The 18,289-nt window shown below is 40.5% G+C and carries 20 protein-coding genes; all 20 read right to left on the bottom strand.

What is annotated here, in order from left to right; translation table 11 throughout:
- Positions 1 to 1,682 precede the first annotated feature (1,682 nt).
- The 20 genes from R8N49_RS14945 to R8N49_RS14850 all read right to left on the bottom strand — a co-directional run bounded on the left by R8N49_RS14945 (position 1,683) and on the right by R8N49_RS14850 (position 18,228).
- Positions 1,683 to 2,108, bottom strand: coding sequence for a hypothetical protein (locus tag R8N49_RS14945; protein WP_025767165.1), 426 nt, complete (start codon positions 2,106 to 2,108; stop codon positions 1,683 to 1,685).
- A 523-nt stretch (positions 2,109 to 2,631) separates the two neighbouring features.
- Positions 2,632 to 2,877 carry a hypothetical protein gene (locus R8N49_RS14940; protein ID WP_025636793.1) on the bottom strand — a complete coding sequence of 82 codons (246 nt, stop codon included), beginning with the start codon at positions 2,875 to 2,877 and terminating at the stop codon, positions 2,632 to 2,634.
- Positions 2,878 to 2,949: 72 nt separating this feature from the next.
- Positions 2,950 to 3,390 (bottom strand): hypothetical protein, encoded by a 441-nt coding sequence (locus tag R8N49_RS14935; RefSeq protein WP_025636794.1) that lies wholly within the window; start codon positions 3,388 to 3,390, stop codon positions 2,950 to 2,952.
- Between the two features lie 540 nt (positions 3,391 to 3,930).
- Complete coding sequence (locus R8N49_RS14930; RefSeq protein ID WP_025636800.1) at positions 3,931 to 4,305, bottom strand: hypothetical protein; 375 nt, start codon at positions 4,303 to 4,305, stop codon at positions 3,931 to 3,933.
- A gap of 10 nt (positions 4,306 to 4,315) precedes the next feature.
- A complete protein-coding gene (locus R8N49_RS14925; protein ID WP_025636798.1) occupies positions 4,316 to 4,654 on the bottom strand; it encodes a hypothetical protein in 339 nt (112 codons plus the stop codon).
- A 579-nt stretch (positions 4,655 to 5,233) separates the two neighbouring features.
- Positions 5,234 to 6,415 (bottom strand): DGQHR domain-containing protein, encoded by a 1,182-nt coding sequence (locus R8N49_RS14920; RefSeq protein WP_025636717.1) that lies wholly within the window; start codon positions 6,413 to 6,415, stop codon positions 5,234 to 5,236.
- 468 nt (positions 6,416 to 6,883) lie between these two features.
- A complete protein-coding gene (locus R8N49_RS14915; RefSeq protein ID WP_025636817.1) occupies positions 6,884 to 7,414 on the bottom strand; it encodes a hypothetical protein in 531 nt (176 codons plus the stop codon).
- A 1,228-nt stretch (positions 7,415 to 8,642) separates the two neighbouring features.
- Positions 8,643 to 8,840, bottom strand: coding sequence for a hypothetical protein (locus R8N49_RS14910; protein ID WP_025636691.1), 198 nt, complete (start codon positions 8,838 to 8,840; stop codon positions 8,643 to 8,645).
- On the bottom strand, positions 8,837 to 9,427 hold the full coding sequence (locus R8N49_RS14905; RefSeq protein WP_077202324.1) for a hypothetical protein: 591 nt from the start codon (positions 9,425 to 9,427) through the stop codon (positions 8,837 to 8,839). The genes R8N49_RS14910 and R8N49_RS14905 overlap by 4 nt, the downstream gene beginning before the upstream one ends.
- Before the next feature lie 475 nt (positions 9,428 to 9,902).
- Entirely contained in the window at positions 9,903 to 10,112 is a 210-nt protein-coding gene (locus tag R8N49_RS14900) for a hypothetical protein (RefSeq protein ID WP_025636820.1), read from the bottom strand.
- Between the two features lie 36 nt (positions 10,113 to 10,148).
- Positions 10,149 to 10,442 (bottom strand): hypothetical protein, encoded by a 294-nt coding sequence (locus R8N49_RS14895; protein WP_025636822.1) that lies wholly within the window; start codon positions 10,440 to 10,442, stop codon positions 10,149 to 10,151.
- A gap of 788 nt (positions 10,443 to 11,230) precedes the next feature.
- A complete protein-coding gene (locus R8N49_RS14890) occupies positions 11,231 to 12,751 on the bottom strand; it encodes an LPD25 domain-containing protein (protein WP_138058894.1) in 1,521 nt (506 codons plus the stop codon).
- Positions 12,752 to 13,264: 513 nt separating this feature from the next.
- On the bottom strand, positions 13,265 to 13,393 hold the full coding sequence (locus R8N49_RS14885) for a hypothetical protein (RefSeq protein ID WP_257390153.1): 129 nt from the start codon (positions 13,391 to 13,393) through the stop codon (positions 13,265 to 13,267).
- Positions 13,394 to 13,443: 50 nt separating this feature from the next.
- Entirely contained in the window at positions 13,444 to 13,875 is a 432-nt protein-coding gene (locus R8N49_RS14880) for a hypothetical protein (RefSeq protein WP_025636572.1), read from the bottom strand.
- Between the two features lie 184 nt (positions 13,876 to 14,059).
- Positions 14,060 to 14,290, bottom strand: coding sequence for a hypothetical protein (locus tag R8N49_RS14875; RefSeq protein ID WP_025636573.1), 231 nt, complete (start codon positions 14,288 to 14,290; stop codon positions 14,060 to 14,062).
- Positions 14,280 to 15,470: a class I SAM-dependent methyltransferase gene (locus R8N49_RS14870; RefSeq protein ID WP_025636575.1), complete on the bottom strand. Its 1,191-nt coding sequence runs from the start codon at positions 15,468 to 15,470 to the stop codon at positions 14,280 to 14,282. The genes R8N49_RS14875 and R8N49_RS14870 overlap by 11 nt, the downstream gene beginning before the upstream one ends.
- A 501-nt stretch (positions 15,471 to 15,971) precedes the next feature.
- On the bottom strand, positions 15,972 to 16,406 hold the full coding sequence (locus R8N49_RS14865) for a hypothetical protein (protein ID WP_025636763.1): 435 nt from the start codon (positions 16,404 to 16,406) through the stop codon (positions 15,972 to 15,974).
- Between the two features lie 26 nt (positions 16,407 to 16,432).
- Positions 16,433 to 16,825, bottom strand: coding sequence for a hypothetical protein (locus R8N49_RS14860; RefSeq protein ID WP_025636765.1), 393 nt, complete (start codon positions 16,823 to 16,825; stop codon positions 16,433 to 16,435).
- A gap of 465 nt (positions 16,826 to 17,290) precedes the next feature.
- Positions 17,291 to 17,584: a hypothetical protein gene (locus R8N49_RS14855; protein WP_025636768.1), complete on the bottom strand. Its 294-nt coding sequence runs from the start codon at positions 17,582 to 17,584 to the stop codon at positions 17,291 to 17,293.
- Positions 17,584 to 18,228 (bottom strand): hypothetical protein, encoded by a 645-nt coding sequence (locus R8N49_RS14850; RefSeq protein WP_025636769.1) that lies wholly within the window; start codon positions 18,226 to 18,228, stop codon positions 17,584 to 17,586. The genes R8N49_RS14855 and R8N49_RS14850 overlap by 1 nt, the downstream gene beginning before the upstream one ends.
- Between the last annotated feature and the right edge of the window lie 61 nt (positions 18,229 to 18,289).

Below are 18,289 nucleotides of genomic sequence, written 5' to 3'. Positions count from 1 at the left end.
TGTACAATTTTCTGACAGTTCAAATGTACAAAAATACTTAGGTTTAAATTTAGACCTAGTCGATGTAGTGATTAGACAAAATACATGGGAATATTGCCAGAATAGCAAGGTATCAACGTTAATTGAAAAACGACATAGAGTAAAACTACCAAAGAATAAAATGAGTAAATATTGCTTCGAATCTTAGTAAGAGTAATCGAAAACTAAGTTATTTTTTATCAGAAGATCTATTTAACTTTAGTTAAATAGATCTTCTGATAACCTATTTTATGGTAAATGGCCATTATGTTTAATACTCACAAATTTCAAATTCACAGGGGAAAGAGATTTCACATAGTCAACTTTCAAAAGGAGGTATCTAACTTATTGATATTTGGTAGGTGGTAACAACTACGTGTACAAAATTCCAATCGTCGCGAATTTAACATAACATAGATAATATACACTAAGAGTGTAAGAGCAATTTTAATATGTCCTCTTATACTTAATGAACATGCAGAGCTTTGAGTACCTCAACCGATGCTAAATCCCATGATTGACCGAGACTTTAATCGTATTACAGTGATGCAAAATGTTCGCGAACACCGCCTTCGTCAAATCGACGATTTAGGCTGCAAATATATATAATTTAAGCCCTCGACAATTGGAAGCTTATGTAGTCAGTTAAGCCAGTTTGGTGCTTCTACGTTAGCACATACGTCAAGAGCCGAATCAAGCAACCGACGTTTTCTTTGCCTAATCATCTGAACATCATGGGAGCTCAATACTTTGATTTGTAGCTAACATTCGCTTGTGAGGTTCTAACGGAACAACACAACTTGGCTCTGACTGTCTATACACTAAGTCAGTTGATGACAGTCGATGGCCCCACGTGCCACACTAGCCATTTGCTTGCCAACCTCGTTATTCACATAGGTCAAATAATAAATAGTATTTTCAATTTCTGAATACAAAGGTGGAAGGTTATCATTAAGGTTCCAACCTCATTTTAAAGTAAATTGTTCTGAGCTCCTTGCTCTAAGTAGACCTCAGTTGCTCTCCCCAACATCCCCCTGGCCTTCACTCAAAATATTCACATTATTTCAAAAGATACGTCTCTTAACATCTTAAAAATGGACGCACCTATCGCTTTGGCAACATCACACATTGAGCTGTCTAAAGCTAAAACATGCTCTTAAGTTGATAACTTAAGATAAATCCACCACAGCACTTAATTACTCACAGTTGTAGATATGCCCTGGCAAAGGGTCTTTTTTGTCCTGACCGATTAGTGGCTATTTGGTGGGACTGTAATGGCAATTGGATGGCATTAATCAAGCTAATATACCCGATGGACATTTAATAAGTGAGTAAAGCATTACGTCACAGTGAGAGTAATCGGACACTTAAAGGTCATAGAAAGGAGCCCAAAAGGACAGTGTAATTTTTGATATTTACAAATATGGGAGAAAAACAAGTCTGTTAAACAAAACGCAGACCCTTCTTTAGAATTAAAATATTTTAATACTTTTAAATTTAAAATAATTAAAAGGGCTTCGCCAAAATATAGATCGAAATAATCAATGTCAAGTTCTTTGATATTGCATTGTGATCGGGGGATGACGGGTTGGCTGGGGCCGAGCTGTCGGGGGTGACCCCCAAGAAGCGGGAAATTAAGCATTTAGGGCTTTAGCCCTAAGTGCTTAAATGGATAATTCGCTATATCCAGAGTGATCAATTGACTCTGTCATGGTGATCTTGCGACCAAAGAATGACCACTCTAATTTACGTACTAAACGTGTTTTGTACTGGACTTCTGAAATTACAGAAGGCGTAGTTTCCACACCAAACGTTTCTCTCAGTAACTCTTGTGCCTTAGCAACTATTGACCCCTGCGTAATCTCGAATTGAAGATCGAACAACTTTTCTTTCACAAGGTCTCCGATAGGTGTTTCTGAGGCTTTGCCGAATTCATATTTTATTCCCAGTTCACAGTAGACAGCGTTTGGAGTTTTTTTCTGAAATTCCGCGCTAAAGAATCTCCCCTGAGTTAAACCCATATCGTTATCACCAACTTGACCAATAATCTTGCCGTTAGTGATGTAGAAGTTATGAACTGTTACTTTCATTTTTTGTCCCGCCAGTAGTATTCCCAACTGTTTCCATTATACCAAAACCAGATTAAAATACCACATTAAAACACAAACAAAAGTAAAATATACTTAACTATTATTATTGACTTTTATCCAGACAAAGACGACACAATAGGGCTCGATAGAGGGTTAGCTTTTTAGGCGAAGCCGTTAAGAAAAGCGTTGAAATTTCTTTTAGCTGCCGAAGGCAGATCATTTAGGCCACCAGCCCCCTGCCATAGCAATGACAACGGGGTTTATGTTGGCATTGCTATGGCGCTGGAGGTCTAGCAGCCTTGAGCGATACATTGAAATGCATCAAACCTTATTACTGCACTAAGGATGACAACGTCTTTTTGTTGGCGTCCATAGTGAATTAGGTTTGATTGAAATTTCAATGACAACACTTAGCGAGGAACGAGCTTTAGTGATGTAGGGGTAAGTCCGGCGGGTGGGCCTCGGTGGCGACTAGGGGGAACCCCTATTAGTGGAGAGCGTCCAATTGAAACAAATTTACTTGTTACAATTGGATAGTTATTAGTATTAAAATTAAAAGTATCGCCAATTTTACTCTTTGCTTTGTACTCGTTTTCGTTTTGATAGTTTCTACAATTTTATCTATTAGACCGAAAGCCTCTGCAAACCCAACAATTAGTACAAATACTGTAAAAGCATCAGCCACATTTGAGAAACCCAAACGCTCAAAAATAAATGTTAGAGCGTCAGCTACTGCGTAAATGCGTAATAACAATGCTGCTAAATTCAATATGTTCCCCCTACCCTTAATATATTCCTTTTCAATTAGCTAGTATGTTCAATTGATATATGTCAGATATCACTAGATAAGTTTGAAACTAGATAATAATGAATCTGGCTCATTGGTCTGTTCGATTATTAAGGGTTGTCCTGACACATCCCATTCATAAGTAGAAACCGTCTTTCCCCTAAACTGTTTCATCACTTTTAACCTAGGTTCATTAAACTTCTTCCCTAGAAGAAACTTACCTATTGAAATTACTTTTGATAAAGAAGAACCACGATGCCCTTCCTCTGATAAGCAACTTAGGATTTCTACGATATTATGTCTTGTGTCGATATCCGAGTTAGTACCTAAGATAAAAGCTATGTCTGAGTCCATGTATATTGAATCATTGATCACCTTTTCATAGGTAATCGAAATAAACTTACCCTCTACTAAACCGACATTGTTTTTCCCAACATAACCGAATAAACGACTGCAAATAATGGTGTAATTATTGATGATAACTTCTAATTTCATACTGCCCCCAAGCCTATGATATTTATTTGTTCAGAGTATGTATTATAAATAAACGCAACTATAAATACCATATTAGAACACACAATAAAGTAAAATATACTTAACTATTCTAGTTGACTTTAGACCGGACAAAGACGACACAATAGGGCTCGACAGAGGGTCAGCTTTTTAGGCGAAGCCGTTAAGAAAAGCGATACAAAAGCTTCTAGCTCGCCGAAGGCGATTCATTTAGACCACCAGCACCCTGCCATAGCAATGACAACGGGGTTTATGTTGGCATTGCTATGGCGCTGGAGGTCTAACAGCCTTGAGCGATACATTGAAATTCATCAAACCTTACCACTGCACTATGGATGACAACGGATTTTTGTTGGCGTCCATAGTGATTTAGGTTTGAATGAAATTTCAATGACAGCACTTAGCGAGGCACGAGCTTTAGTGATGTAGGGGTAAGTCCGGCGGGTGGGCCTCGGTGGCGACTAGGGGGAACCCCTGTTAGTGGAGAGCAAATATTGCCCAGTAAATCTGAGCAATATTTATCTATTGATGGTCGAATGACAACGCTGCTCTTTCAAGCTCCTTCTCTAGCTCCACAAGGCGTGTCGGAAGTAACGCAAAAGAAAACAAGGTCAATAATGATTCGATTGAATCCCGCCATTGAGCCGTTGACTGAAGTATTTCTAGAACCCCGAAATCTGCACAAATCTGTTTTAGCTTAACTTCATTGTTAGCTTTTTCTTCACGCTTAAGGGCAACCTTCAAGAATTCATCGAATTTATTCTGAGACATTTCTTTGACTGAAACAAAGCCAGTTCCTTTTTCTGTCCATACCATTAGATGCGGTTCTCCGCTGAATACACTGATCTGGTCTTTATAGTGCTTACTAATTAGCTCAATCTGTTTCTCAGTTCTCATAGTGGTGCCCCTACTTCAATAAACTAATGTGATTTGGTTTGTTACTCAATAGCTCTGCGATCTCAAACTGCTCCGCTACATACTCGACATTAGGGATTAAGGTAGGCTCCCATGTACTAAGCGCGACCTTTCTGCCTTGTTGAACATCATCAACAATGTTGTCTAGACTTTTGACGCTACATACCTCATACAAGCTTGTACCAAATTCATCATTCTCTACTACACATGTAGCGAACGTGCCAACGTCCTTAGATTCAATGATTAATAGACGTACTTCTGACTCCTGTTTAACCCCGCCTACTATATGACCAATAGTCACTTTTTCAATGTTTTGAATAACTGTCTTCATAATGCCCCCAAGCAATTTAACAATATAAACAGTAACTTACTTGTATTTATTATATCAAACCACCCAGTTAAATACCACATAATAACACGATGTATTGAAAAATAAGTATTGTCCTTTCGATTGACATTAGCCCCGACAAAGGCGACACAATAGGGCTCGATAGAGGGTCAGCTTTTTAGGCGAAGCCGTTAAGAAAAGCGATACAAATGCTTTTAGCTCGCCGAAGGCGATTCATTTAGACCACCAGCACCCTGCCATAGCAATGACAACGGGGTTTATGTTGGCATTTCTATGGCGCTGGAGGTCTAGCAGCCTTGAGCGAGATAAACTTTTGCACCCTAGGGTAGCAATCTGAATGACAAATTCTTTTCTTTGGCAATCAGATTGCTCTAGGGTTTCATTAAATGAAGCACTTGAAGAGGAACGATTCTTAGTGCTTAGGGGTAAGTCCGGCGGGTGGGCCTCGGTGGCGACTAGGGGAAACCCCTGTTAGTGGAGAGAAAATTGTGAATGCGTTATATTGTTTACTCGCAACAAAAAGCCCTGAACTTAGTCAGGGCTTCTCTAATTAAAGCTTGGTTAAGCGGCTTGTTCTGTTGCTCCATTAATGTCACCACTATCATCGCTCATACTTTGAGAACCAAAGTACTGATCCTCTAACTTTTGCCGTGCTTCAGAAAGTGGTACACCCAGGGTTGTAAGGAGTTTATTTGCAGCCAAGTCAATGCTAGTTTTATTCACTGACATATTGCCACTCTTGTCATCTATGATGCGGCCAGTAAAGTCAGACGTACCTAGATCGCGTGAGTAGTTAAGTTCTTCAAGCTTATCCCACTGAACTGCTTCGAGAGAGCCATAGTGATTCATTGCGATATTTCCAGCTACTGCAACAGCCTTTAGTGTAGCTACATGAGTTAGAATACAGGTATTACGGAATTCTTCTGCTGACGTATCGCTGAATGCTAAGCCTCCCCAACCCATGGCTCTAGAAACAGTAGTCCAAAACTCGTTTGCTAGCTGGTACTTTGAATCAGAGATTTCTTTTACTTCCTTACTCAACCCCAGCAGGATTTGGTTGATATCTTTGATAGCTTTCAAAGGAAAGTACTTTTCAGACTTCTTGGTGATCGTATTGTGCTCCATATCAACCAGGTCTTTAAACGCAACGCAGTTCTCAGTTATGTAACGAGCTAAACATGGAAGAGGGTCACGTGTATTAAAGGCATCTGAAATACTTTGTTGAGGTTTGGCCAAGTTTTGGTTGATGTCACAAAAGCCCAACTGCCTCTCTTTAAGTGTCAAGTTCGTATATAGCATAATAGGAACATCTACGTTCTCTAGATCAAAACCTAACTCGGCGAGTTCATCACACAACATTTCTAGAGCGAAGTCGATTCCAACAGAACGATGTTGGCCATCGAATAGCTTAATGGAACTATCCATAGATATATGAAGTAGACCAACTCGCGCTCCTTCCATAACCTCTTCAAATTCAGGCTTTTTATCTTTCTTCGACACAACCACACCAATGATAGTTGGGATGATGTAAAAACGCTTATAGTTGTTCACAAGGTATTTCGCGAAATCTTTCGCTCGCTTCATATTTACCTCTCGCTGGCTACGTTTAAGTACACTACCCTTGTTATCGATGTTTAGTAGTGAGACCAATACTGAAGCTGGAACATTCACTAGATGAAATGGTTTGAATTGCTTACCTACAGTACAAGGAAGTGAGTATGCGAAGTTTTTATCAATTGACATATTTTAGCCCCCAAGCTATTTAAAAATCAGTTAACATGAAAACTATGCCTTTGTTTTCATGTATTTATTATACACCCTCACCCCAAAAAATACCACATTGTAACACCAAATATTTAATAATTATTGTTGCCTTTTTTGATTGACATTAGCCCCGACAAAGGCGACACAATAGGGCTCGATAGAGGGTCAGCTTTTTAGGCGAAGCCGTTAAGAAAAGCGATACAAATGCTTTTAGCTCGCCGTAGGCGAATCTTATGACCACCAGCATTCTGCTAGGTCGGTGACAACGGGGGTTTGTTGGCAACGACCTAGCGCTGGAGGTCAACAGCCTTGAGCGGCAGCACTTAGTGAGGAACGAACCTTAGCGCTGCAGGGGTAAGTCCGGCGGGTGGGCCTCGGTGGCGACTAGGGGAACCCTGTTAGTGGAGAGCAAATCAACAACCTGCCGCTTTGGGCAGGTTGTTGATATCAAGCACAACAAGAGTCTACTGATACACCTTCTAGGTATTGATGAGCCTTACCAATGTCTGACCAGTAAGTCAGCTTTTTGAGCCTCATTGATGGGAACTGCGTTAATGACCAGATTTTATCAAAAGCGCTATTTGCCTTTTCTTCGTCATCATACGCTGAATGAATACTCCCAGTTATTGAGTTGTATAAGACGATAGCGTTATATTGTTTTGTGTTTGTTGACTTACTAACAGTACCAAATTCTGTTGCTGTGCCTGGTTCACATGAGCCTAGCTTGATTGTTTTTTTAGTGTCCTCTTTCTGTCCTACTTCATAAGCCGATGCTAGTTGAAGAGTACCAGCAACGCCTCCATTGCAAGCTGCTTCAGTGTCAGCTGGTAGGAATAAACCCCCATTGATACAAACAACCGCCTTTAACTCTTCGCAGTACATCACTGATAAGCGCTGGTTCGTGTTAGGGATGAATACCATAGCAGGTATAAAAGTTTCCTCTCCAGTAACCATATGTGTAAAAGTATTTAATTCCATACATGCCCCCAAGCATTTAAATAATTGATTAAACTGGCGTTATTATATACTAACCCTTACAAATATACCATATGATAACACAATATTTTATAAATTATTGTTCCCATATTTTATTGACTTTGGGAAGGACAAAGGCAACACAATAGGGCTCGATAGAGGGTCAGCTTTTTAGGCGAAGCCGTTAAGAAAAGCGATACAAATTCTTTTTGCTCGCCGAAGGCGATTCATATGGCCACCAGCATTCTGCTAGGACGGTGACAACGGGGGTTTGTTGGCATCGTCCTAGCGCTGGTGGACAACAGCCTTGAGCGGCAGAACTTGGTGAGGGACGAGCCTTAGGGATGCAGGGGTAAGTCCGGCGGGTGGGCCTCGGTGGCGACTAGGGGGGACCCCTCTTAGTGGAGAGCTAAAATCTCACAAACCCACCTAATAAAAAGAGGCTCCCTTGGGAGCCTCTTTTTAGCGTATGATAAAAATCATCGATATAGTCATGTTTGAGTAATCAAGCACTCTTTATGACCAAATAGTGTAAAACACCCTGAATATGTCAAATGTTCATTCCCGGTAAATCTATTCAGATACACTCTCATTTGAACTAGGTAGTAACCGGTATCAAAATGCTCGTTGCAAACTTCACAGTCGCCAAACTTACATGTACCACTGCCAAGCTGTGTTAGCCTATACACATGTCGTAGATCACTTGTATCAGTCATCACTCAATTACCTTGTAGTTTAATCTATCCTAGAACTGTAAAGCCTTTAAGTTTTGCAAACTTGTTTGACACACTAAATCCTTTGACGACATCTAAAGGTAATCTCTGTCTTTTTATTATCCACCATGCTTTTCTTATGTGTAGCAATGCGAGTCTACGTTTTTTATTTATCGTCTCTTCTTGCTTTGTTGGTCCGCAATTTCGTAGGTAACTAAGAAGCAAACAATACAGACCATCTAAGCATTCGACCTGAAACCAGATGTCACTGCCAAAACTTGGAATGTCCTCCAGTTCGAAACAAACCTGTTGCTTTCCATCAATTTCTCTAAATTTCATATTGCCCCCAAGCAATTGCTAACAACTATTATATATTATAGCAAGTGGCCGAGTTAAATACCACATTTATACACATGTAATTTTGGTAGTCTATTGAGAGCTTTGATATTGAAAGAGACTGATATTATGTTTTCTTCTGGCTTAAGGCTCGATAGCGGACCTGAGCCGCTATCATAAGGTTATTTTATTCTTAGATGCTCACCACGCTCATCCGGCTTTAGAGTGAAGAGTATGTAATCAACCTGCTCTATACAGATCTCATAATCATCGTTGATTAGTAGCACCTCCCTATCATCAGTACTGGATGTGTATTGCTGGGTAACCTTCCCTTTTAATACTTTATCTTTATTGAATACCTTTAATCCTACTAATCTCATACATTCTCCTTACTAGCAGTGATTGAATGATGAACGGCCTCCTTATGGAGTTCTAATATCTCCTTGCTTGTAAGGTAGCTATGAATCTCATTTATTTTCTTAATTACTTCAGAATGATCGTTGAAAAGTTGTTTGCGCTTATCCCATACGACTTCGTGGTGTGCTAGCTGTCCTGGTAGTGTCTTGTCATGAATGCCATAGACATATGTCCCTTCTCTGATTTTCTTTTTGACCAGCATCTTAGACATTAAAAAAATGATGAGTAGGTCCGTTTCTATGATCTGAGTAGTGAGGATAATACCGAAGAATAGACAGTCCTCCCGGTCTACGTCATCGATGTGAATCCCATTGTAACCATTCGAAAAGTAATACACTGGACTGCCTGGTTCCAGATTGTATGAAAAATAGAGATATGCATTTTCATTCTTCTGGAACAGCTCTTTCCTTCTCGCAATCTGAGTACCATATTGATCCATGTAATTATAGTTACAGATGTGCATTTCAGGGCACAACGATATGGTCTTTCCGCAGGTAGTTATGTACTTCTTTCTCTTGCTTATAGATAAGCTGCTTATTGTTTTGGTCATATTGCCCCCAAGCAATTGTTTTTCAAATGTATTGTTACATTAGCAATTAAAGAAATTATACTAAAACATGCCATAAGATACCACATTCACACACCTAATATGGTTAAATATACTTAACTATATTGATTGACTTTACCTCGGACAAAGGCGACACAATGGGGCTCGACAGAGGGTCAGCTTTTTAGGCGAAGCCGTTAAGAAAAGCGATACAAATGCTTTTAGCTCGCCGAAGGCGATTCTAATGGCCACCAGCATTCTGCTAGGACGGTGACAACGGGGGTTTGTTGGCAATGTCCTGGCGCTGGTGGACAACAGCCTTGAGCGGCAATACTTGGCGAGGCACGAGACCTAGCATTGCAAGGGTAAGTCCGGCGGGTGGGCCTCGGTGGCGACTAGGGGGAACCCCTGTTAGTGGAGAGCAGGTAAGCCGCAATGTTTACTCATTGCGGCTTACCTGGGGTCAAGTACCCATTAATTAGTAAACACTTAGGTTTATTACTTCCGTACCGCTTTCAGCCAATGTGGCAATTTCTGGCTCAATATCTACCAGTTGGTCATATACTGAAAGCTCCTTGGCAGCGGCTATGTCTAGATAATATTCAGTTTTATCGGGGGTAGTAGCAATTGCATTCGTCTCTGGCAACGATTCAGCTTGAAAAGCTGCTATTGGTAAGTACTTAAACATGTCTTTCCTCCTAACATTTACAAATGATCTTGCTTGTCAGATGACACTCATTGCTCTTTCGTAGAACAGACAGAAGTTCGCTCTGTCTGTTTGAATTCTCTCTTTAACCTTATCTTGCGTTGATTCTCTTAGCGCATCTAACACCTTTACTAATATGGAAGCAGTGAATGCGTCTATCAGTAGTGGTTGAAGACCTAGTTCTTTAGATTCATCAGTAAAAGAAATTGTTGTGAGTGATTTATTGATTAATTCATTTGGCCAAACAAAGAGCATTGCTTGGCCTTGAGCGACTTTTTTAAGATTATCGTAATTGCAGAACTCTGTTTTCATATTGCCCCCAAGCAATTGTTTTCAAATAGATAGTTACATAAGCAACTAAGGAAATTATACTAAAACACGCCCTAAAATACCACATTTACACATTTTACATAGTAAAATATACTGAACTATATTGATTGACTTTGGACCGGACAAAGGCAACACAATAGGGCTCGATAGAGGGTCAGCTTTTTAGGCGAAGCCGTTAAGAAAAGCGATACAAATGCTTCTAGCTCGCCGAAGGCGAATCATATGGCCACCAGCATTCTGCTAGGACGGTGACAACGGGGGTTTGTTGGCAACGACCTAGCGCTGGAGGTCAACAGCCTTGAGCGGCAGCACTTAGTGAGGAACGAACCTTAGCGCTGCAGGGGTAAGTCCGGCGGGTGGGCCTCGGTGGCGACTAGGGGTATCCCCTATTAGTGGAGAGAAATTTTTATGTTTCGATTGTAGTTGATTGGTTTTATGTACACCAGAGAAAAAAAAGCCCCGACAATATTGCCGGGGCTGGTCGCTTGGGGAGCGGTTATTCTGGTGCTGGTTCTCTATATACCAGCAATCTTCCACTAATTGACTTTTGATTGCTCTTTCCCTTATGGGGGACACAGATAGAGTACAAGGAAAAATGTTTAGCCTTCACCACTTCTGTTAGGCATTGGCTTTTAAACCTACGCTCGAGAATGTTCAGGCTGTCTTCTAAAGTATGCGAAAGAGGTTCAGGCTTTCTCTCTACTGCTGACCCACCTAAATTGTAATAATATAATTTCCACATAAAAAACAACCCAAAACCAATACCAAGTCTAATGTACATTCAAGCTAATGTTTGCTTCAAGTTCGAGTGTGAAAATCGTATCTTCATAGCTATAAACCACAGTGTTATTACTAACGATTGGTTCTGACATTAAGAACAACTCTGACATATCGAGAAATGACTGCTTATCTATCTGTTCCTGTGGAAAGCTACCCACCTGTACTGTGATAACCTTAGTAAATCCAATCCATTTCTTTACATCTTCATGTTGCTTTTTCTTATTGGCAATCATAGATTTGATGTAGCTACTTCCTTGCCCTTCCTTCTCTTTTCCACTTTCGACGCTGACGACTTCGGAATGATTAAGCTTGATAGGCTCCTTGTTAGAGTTGTCTTGCTGACCATTACTAGATGGCTCGTTAAGGCATGAGTAATCAGCCAACATACCAATGCATTTGAAGAAGCCATTTACATCCGAACGGTCAGTAAAATGAAAACCTGGGATAGCGCCATCAGATTTAAACTTTGAGTAATACCCATTGTTCTCCTTAGCCACTGAAAGCAACGACTTAAAAACATCAGGGCTTTGTTTTTCTTCGAAGTTCACCACGAAAACTAAATGGCCTTTTTTTGTGTGATGCATCACCTCAATTGGCTTGGCCTTCCCAACAATAGAGTTCTTAAGGTCTACTTCGGATTGATTACTACTGTTTTCTGTTTTCTTGCCAGTAACCTTCTTTTCTGGAATAGCTATTTCTCCATAAGGAACACTTGATTTTTTATCGTTCGTGTTGAGCACTATCTTTCTAATTTCTATACCGCAACGAATGTAATCTTTATTTGTCAGATAAAAGCCTCGTCCCATAGAATACTTTTCTCTGTGCTCTGTACTAAGCTCTTTGTCGGATAGGGCTGCGGTGTCTTGGTGGTTTAGCGCTGCTTTACGCATCTCAGAAAATAGATCTCGGGTGTGCTTTGACCATGCCAGGATGATGGTTCTATTAGTTTGTGTTTCATAATAATCAGTATAAGGGTCTGATCTATCACTCATAGAGGTAAATTTGGCAACGATAACCGCCTGGGCATCTTCAGGGATAGATAAGTTGTCCTGGAAAGCCTCTACCGCTTTCCGATGTTCCATTATGCGCTTTTGCCTTTCTTCGTATGCTTTCTTTTCTTCCTCTTCCTTGCGCTTAGCTTCTTCGGCAATAATAGAGGAATAAAGTGCCTTGTTCTTGCTGTTGTCGATATCTTCTAAATCGACCTTAGTTAGAAAACCAAACTCAAGCAGCTCTTCTCGTGTCAATCGCTCCTTGAATTCTTCTACATACGATTTCAACTTCCCTAGGCGCTCTTTTATACTTTTGTCGCAACCACGACCCAGGCTTAGGTCAATATTGAAAATCGTGCCAGAATCGAAAGTTACCTTAACATCTGTCTTTTCATACCCTAGTTCGCATTTTGCAGCTACTTCATGAGCAAGTTGTTCAAAATCTTCGATAGAGTAATCTTTCTCTTCAAGCATTTTTGATTCAGAAAATAATACAGTAACTGAAATTGGTTTAATCATCGTTGCCCCCAAGCATCGGAAAAATAGATTAAGAATAAGTTGTTCTCTTAACTTAAAAACATTATAACTCACACCCCCAATAAATACCATATTAACACACTATAAATAGTAAAATATACTTAACTTTATTTATTGACTTTGGCCCGAACAAGGGCGTCACAATAGGGCTCGATAGAGGGTCAGCTTTTTAGGCGAAGCCGTTAAGAAAAGCGATACAAATGCTTTTTGCTCGCCGAAGGCGATTCATATGGCCACCAGCATTCTGCTAGGACGGTGACAACGGGGGTTTGTTGGCATCGTACTAGCGCTGGTGGACAACAGCCTTGAGCGGCAGCACTTGGTGAGGAACGAGCCTTAGGGATGCAGGGGTAAGTCCGGCGGGTGGGCCTCGGTGGCGACTAGGGGGAACCCCTATTAGTGGAGAGAAAATTCATCTCAATATCTTGTTCACAGGACAAAAAAAAACTCAGTGCTTAACACTGAGTTTTTTTGAGGGGTTTTGAAGTATCTCTACTACTTTTGGTTCAGATGATGAACCGTTGGTATTGAGGTATATTTCACGTTCTCATCGATTTGACCCACCGCGCTGACCGAGGGAGAAAGTGCTGCTATTAATAAGAAAGCGATAATATTGTTACTCATAAGATTAGCTCCTAGTTGCCGAACGAAATAAAACTTTATACTGGTAATCCTCAAGAAACTTTAGCTCGAGGTCGAAGGCTTAAAATTCTCGTGTAAATAGCATATTTCTGTTTTGCCAAATCTTTAGTAGTAACATGTGAGCTCTTACCTAACTTAGGTTCTGTTTGACTGTCAGTGCCTAGCATTTCTTTTAACACTTCAAGCTCAGCCTCGAGGGTGTCATTTGATGAAATGTATCCAATATAGTTGAATACATCCTGGGAAGAGAAACTTAAGCCATCAGCTTTCTGGTGCTCATGCCGGGAGATATAGCAGCGCTTACCGTTAATGATATCGATATGATAAGCCTCTACAATGCGGTCACCGTATCCATCATCCCAGCCATTATCTTTGTTACGGCCATATAGCCGTGAATGTCTGTAATGAAACTTGAGAAATTGCTTCATTTCTTCAAAAGAAATGAGAATATTATTGTGTCTCATATTGCCCCCAAGCAATTGAATTTATTAACAAGCCATGTAAAGAGTATAACAAAACACGAATTAAAATACCACATTATAACATCTATGTTGTGGTATTTTTTCTATTACTCTGTTCGTCTTTAGTGAATTCCTGGGGTGACATGGCCCTTAAAAAATCTAAGGCCATGGCATTCTCAATTAACCACTAAATTTCTGTGCTGCCTATCCATTGCTCGCCTAGATAGACATCTGCATAATCGTATTCAAACTTAGAGCAGCACTCCTCTAAATCTTCGTAGGTCCAACCATCAGCTGGAGCTGGTACCAACTCCTTCAAGATAAAATTTTCCCCATAGCAATATAGATTAGATGCCTCTAGTCCAGTAATTAAACAGCTCTCGCCTTCTTTAGGTCTTGCTATACATTTAACACTCATTAGATTTACCTTTTGAAATCACTATTTTTACAGTCTTCACTTGTGTACCAGATTCGGAGAAAGTCCCTTCTTTACAACTAGTGACCGATGCGCCCAGCTCCTTCAGCCATTCTTGGAATTCTCTTTGAATTCTACGGGTCCCGTTAACCGCTCCATCACTTGCTATGGTAACTAAGCGGCCACCGATGTCTAAGTGATTGAACATCTTTCTTATATGCTTAATGTCCTGGTGCTTATTGAATGGGGGGTTAGCCAAAATACGGTCGAACTTATTACCCTCAGGGTACTCCATAAAGTCCATACAGTGAGTTGCGTATCTATGATGCTTAAGCATGTCGAAGTTCTGAGGGTTCAGCTCGATAGCAACACCATTATCACTAATTCGAGCCATACGATTTGCACACCTACCATCGCCGCAACTAGGTTCCATCCATCTATGTTCAGGCCTGAGATCTAAGTCAATCATCATTTCATCTGCTAGAGTGTCCGGAGAGAAAAACATTTGGTATTTTTTCTTATCATTGAGCTCTTCTCCTTCGATAAGTTTCTTTTGTATATCAACTACGTTTCTATACTCGAAATGAAATGCACCTTTTTTGTATTTGCCTCCAGCCTTAAGTAATAAGTTCTTTATCGCTTTGTAGTGCTTCAGCTGCTTTTGAGGTAATACTAGTGTGTTGTCTATTGGTAGAAGCAATGACAGTTCATGTTCAATGGAGTGATCATCAGATTGCTCTTTCTCATTAAGTTTGTTGAAAAAGAAATGGTCATGTGCATGCTTGATTACAGTCAAAGTATCCTCACTGATGAAGTGAATGTCTGGGTGGAAACCAAGAGCGTTCAAAAAATTGGCTTTATCAATGATCTTATTGCCTGTTACCTGGCGAGTATCGCACTCATTTCTCTCCAGCCATTGGTAATAGAAAGTGTCTTCTAAGGGTGCCGACATTTTCATATTGTTGATAATGAACAGACTCTTTAAGCAATTGGGCTTTGTATCGCTGTGAACAACTATTGCTCTTGAGGGACGACTAGCACCAAATTTTTTTTTGTATTCCGCTTTACTAGGGGTGTCTAGAAGTACGGAAGAGCCGCAGTCATAAAGCACCTCAACATTTCCTAATGATTGTGAAAGAATGAATGACAGACCATCTTCGTCTATAAATGTTGTAATTTCCATAATGCCCCCAAGCAATATATCTAATTGATTAACTGGTAATAATTATATCTAACCCCATAGACAAATACCATATTTAAACACTAAATAAAGTAAAATATAATTAACTAATCACATTGACTTTGCCCCGGACAAAGGCGTCACAATAGGGCTCGATAGAGGGTCAGCTTTTTAGGCGAAGCCGTTAAGAAAAGCGATACAAATGCTTTTTGCTTGCCGAAGGCGATTCATATGGCCACCAGCATTCTGCTAGGACGGTGACAACGGGGGTTGGTTGGAATCGTACTAGCGCTGGTGGACAACAGCCTTGAGCGGCAGAACTTGGTGAGGGACGAGCCCTAGTGATGCTGGGGTAAGTCCGGCGGGTGGGCCTCGGTGGCGACTAGGGGAACCCCCTATTAGTGGAGAGCAATTTTAAGTTTCTATTTTAGTTCTATGATTTCATTAACACGAGAGACAAAAAAAACCCCGACAATATTGCCGGGGCTGGTCGCTTGGGGAGCGTTAATCCCTGGTAGGTTCTGAGTCTAATGCTTTAACATAAACAGCATCAGCAACACCGTTTTCACACATTGAAGTAGCTGAAAAATTGTCTTTTGTGGTTTGACTGTAAAGTTCACTGTATTGCGAGTTACTGAGCCAGATCAGGCTGTTATCATCGTCCAAACCTAAAAATCCTTTGGTTGGTGAGTAGATACGATAAAAAGAGCTCAGCTCATAGGTTTTAAATACCCTGCTATCTGGTAATGAGAACCAATAGCAGTCCCAATCTAAGTGAATATAGGCTTGCCTCTCTTGACACGGTTGTGAGAAACCTATCACTTTGAAGCCTTGCAGAACTAAGCCATAACCATTAACGACAATGACCTCCTCTCCAGAAGTAAACCTTGATTCGCACAATGGTATTGAAGTTAAGCTATTTTCAATATATTTCAGCATGGATATTCCTCTCTTACTCCTTGAGATTAAGCTATTAAGCCAGTAAACAAATCTTGCTCTAGCTCTTTGGATGAGAACTGAAATCCTTGACTGATATTGAATTCCCGGTCAGCTACCAAATCGACAAAAAAGTCATGAACATTTTCATTTTTACAACACTCTTTAATGTTCTGGGCTGCAATATAGGCTGCATGCTTAGGATTGATAGCACTGACAACGAAAGCTTTGCTCTCTGAAGAGCCAAATCGAACTGAAGTTAAAAACTCCGTATATTGGTCAAACTCATTGCCCCGCAAAACAACTTTAATTTCACTACCCTTTGAAGTCTCAAGTTTTACATAAGAGAATCCATCTTCCAGCACTTCAAGTAGTGCTCCCTTGCAACCTTTAAATGCACCTTCAGTTACGATAATTTTCATAAAGCCCCCAAGCCCTGAATATCAATCAACGATTAAAGCATTTCTGCCCCAATCCATAATAGCCATTATACCAAATAGACTATTAAATACCACATAACAACACTAAATTTAGTTAAATATATTTAACTTTATTTATTGACTTTTGGCCGGACAAAGGCGACACAATAGGGCTCGATAGAGGGTCAGCTTTTTAGGCGAAGCCGTTAGGAAAAGCGATACAAATGCTTTTTGCTCGCCGAAGGCGATTCATATGGCCACCAGCATTCTGCTAGGACGGTGACAACGGGGGTTTGTTGGCATCGTACTAGCGCTGGTGGACAACAGCCTTGAGCGGCAGCACTTGGTGAGGAACGAGCCTTAGGGATGCAGGGGTAAGTCCGGCGGGTGGGCCTCGGTGGCGACTAGGGGGAACCCCTATTAGTGGAGAGCAATTTAGCCACCGAGACGATGGCTAAATTCTATAGGTTAGGACCACTCAAAGATCGGCAATGATCGCTCTTCTCCTGCATCTGAATCTAACTCTACACACTTAAAACCCAATTGGGCTGCTTTCGAAAGAATAAAATTTAGCTCGTCAGAATATTCTTTACGGATATTTAAATCGTGTTGTGTATGCAATTTAATGAAATAGCCCGTATTTCGTTTTGCTACTAATGAAAATTCTTCCTTAGAGATTTCATCAAGGGCAACTACATCTCCTTCCTTTATATGGCCAGTGCTAAGCTCAACTGTTGTATATTGGTTGTTGATATCAAACATTAGCCTTCCCCTTGGTCTAAATTGATGTTCGAGTGTGAACAAATGACCATCCTAAATGCGCCCTTTGTTTTGAGCTCTATTACGTGGGAAAAGACTTCTTTCGCCTCAAAAAACAACTCATCTTTAAAATATCCTTTTTGATACGTACCTCGGAGTGTACGAAACCCATCAAACTCCGGTACTCCCTTAATTCCTCGGTCCGTATTAGAGCGAGCTGAAACAACGACTATGCCGCCCTCTTGACTACAGAGCTTAGCTAGGTTTTTCCAGACCTGTTTTCTGGGTAAAGGGGGCAATACATTGGTGCAATATCCACAATATACAAATGAGTAATGCGCTTTAAGAATGTCTAGATCAGGACAAAATGTGTAATCGTACTCTGCACACATACCTGATAAATCGTATATAGCTTGAGTGTCCTTACTTTCTTGTTCACGCCCTTTCGCATAGTTCAAAGCTGGGGCTGACACTAAATGAGGGAACTGTGAGAGAAACTGTTTTAATGGGGCACTAACAGATTTACGTGCGATTGAAGTTTTTGAGGAGACCTCGAACTCCTTCTTGATCTCTTCAGGTGTTTGATAAAAGGATTCTGATTCAAATTGTTCTGAAACGGGTACTAACTTTAATGCTAAATTTTCCATACTGCCCCCAAGCAATGTATATCATTGATTAACTGTTAATAATTATATCTAACCTCACACA

The sequence above is a fragment of the Vibrio sp. 1978 genome, from assembly GCF_033344345.1.
This window is presented reverse-complemented; position numbering and strand designations above follow the sequence as displayed.

Bases quoted from the DNA above. Each gene is read 5' to 3' on its own strand.
- R8N49_RS14930 (WP_025636800.1), bottom strand. From the start codon at position 4,305: ATGAGAACTGAGAAACAGATTGAGCTAATTAGTAAGCACTATAAAGAC.
- R8N49_RS14890 (WP_138058894.1), bottom strand. From the start codon at position 12,751: ATGATTAAACCAATTTCAGTTACTGTATTATTTTCTGAATCAAAAATG.
- R8N49_RS14875 (WP_025636573.1), bottom strand. From the start codon at position 14,290: ATGAGTGTTAAATGTATAGCAAGACCTAAAGAAGGCGAGAGCTGTTTA.
- R8N49_RS14885 (WP_257390153.1), bottom strand. From the start codon at position 13,393: ATGAGTAACAATATTATCGCTTTCTTATTAATAGCAGCACTTTCTCCC.
- R8N49_RS14915 (WP_025636817.1), bottom strand. From the start codon at position 7,414: ATGGAATTAAATACTTTTACACATATGGTTACTGGAGAGGAAACTTTT.
- R8N49_RS14920 (WP_025636717.1), bottom strand. From the start codon at position 6,415: ATGTCAATTGATAAAAACTTCGCATACTCACTTCCTTGTACTGTAGGT.
- R8N49_RS14905 (WP_077202324.1), bottom strand. From the start codon at position 9,427: ATGACCAAAACAATAAGCAGCTTATCTATAAGCAAGAGAAAGAAGTAC.
- R8N49_RS14925 (WP_025636798.1), bottom strand. From the start codon at position 4,654: ATGAAGACAGTTATTCAAAACATTGAAAAAGTGACTATTGGTCATATA.
- R8N49_RS14900 (WP_025636820.1), bottom strand. From the start codon at position 10,112: ATGTTTAAGTACTTACCAATAGCAGCTTTTCAAGCTGAATCGTTGCCA.
- R8N49_RS14865 (WP_025636763.1), bottom strand. From the start codon at position 16,406: ATGCTGAAATATATTGAAAATAGCTTAACTTCAATACCATTGTGCGAA.
- R8N49_RS14860 (WP_025636765.1), bottom strand. From the start codon at position 16,825: ATGAAAATTATCGTAACTGAAGGTGCATTTAAAGGTTGCAAGGGAGCA.
- R8N49_RS14895 (WP_025636822.1), bottom strand. From the start codon at position 10,442: ATGAAAACAGAGTTCTGCAATTACGATAATCTTAAAAAAGTCGCTCAA.
- R8N49_RS14880 (WP_025636572.1), bottom strand. From the start codon at position 13,875: ATGAGACACAATAATATTCTCATTTCTTTTGAAGAAATGAAGCAATTT.
- R8N49_RS14910 (WP_025636691.1), bottom strand. From the start codon at position 8,840: ATGAGATTAGTAGGATTAAAGGTATTCAATAAAGATAAAGTATTAAAA.
- R8N49_RS14935 (WP_025636794.1), bottom strand. From the start codon at position 3,390: ATGAAATTAGAAGTTATCATCAATAATTACACCATTATTTGCAGTCGT.
- R8N49_RS14855 (WP_025636768.1), bottom strand. From the start codon at position 17,584: ATGTTTGATATCAACAACCAATATACAACAGTTGAGCTTAGCACTGGC.
- R8N49_RS14870 (WP_025636575.1), bottom strand. From the start codon at position 15,470: ATGGAAATTACAACATTTATAGACGAAGATGGTCTGTCATTCATTCTT.
- R8N49_RS14850 (WP_025636769.1), bottom strand. From the start codon at position 18,228: ATGGAAAATTTAGCATTAAAGTTAGTACCCGTTTCAGAACAATTTGAA.
- R8N49_RS14945 (WP_025767165.1), bottom strand. From the start codon at position 2,108: ATGAAAGTAACAGTTCATAACTTCTACATCACTAACGGCAAGATTATT.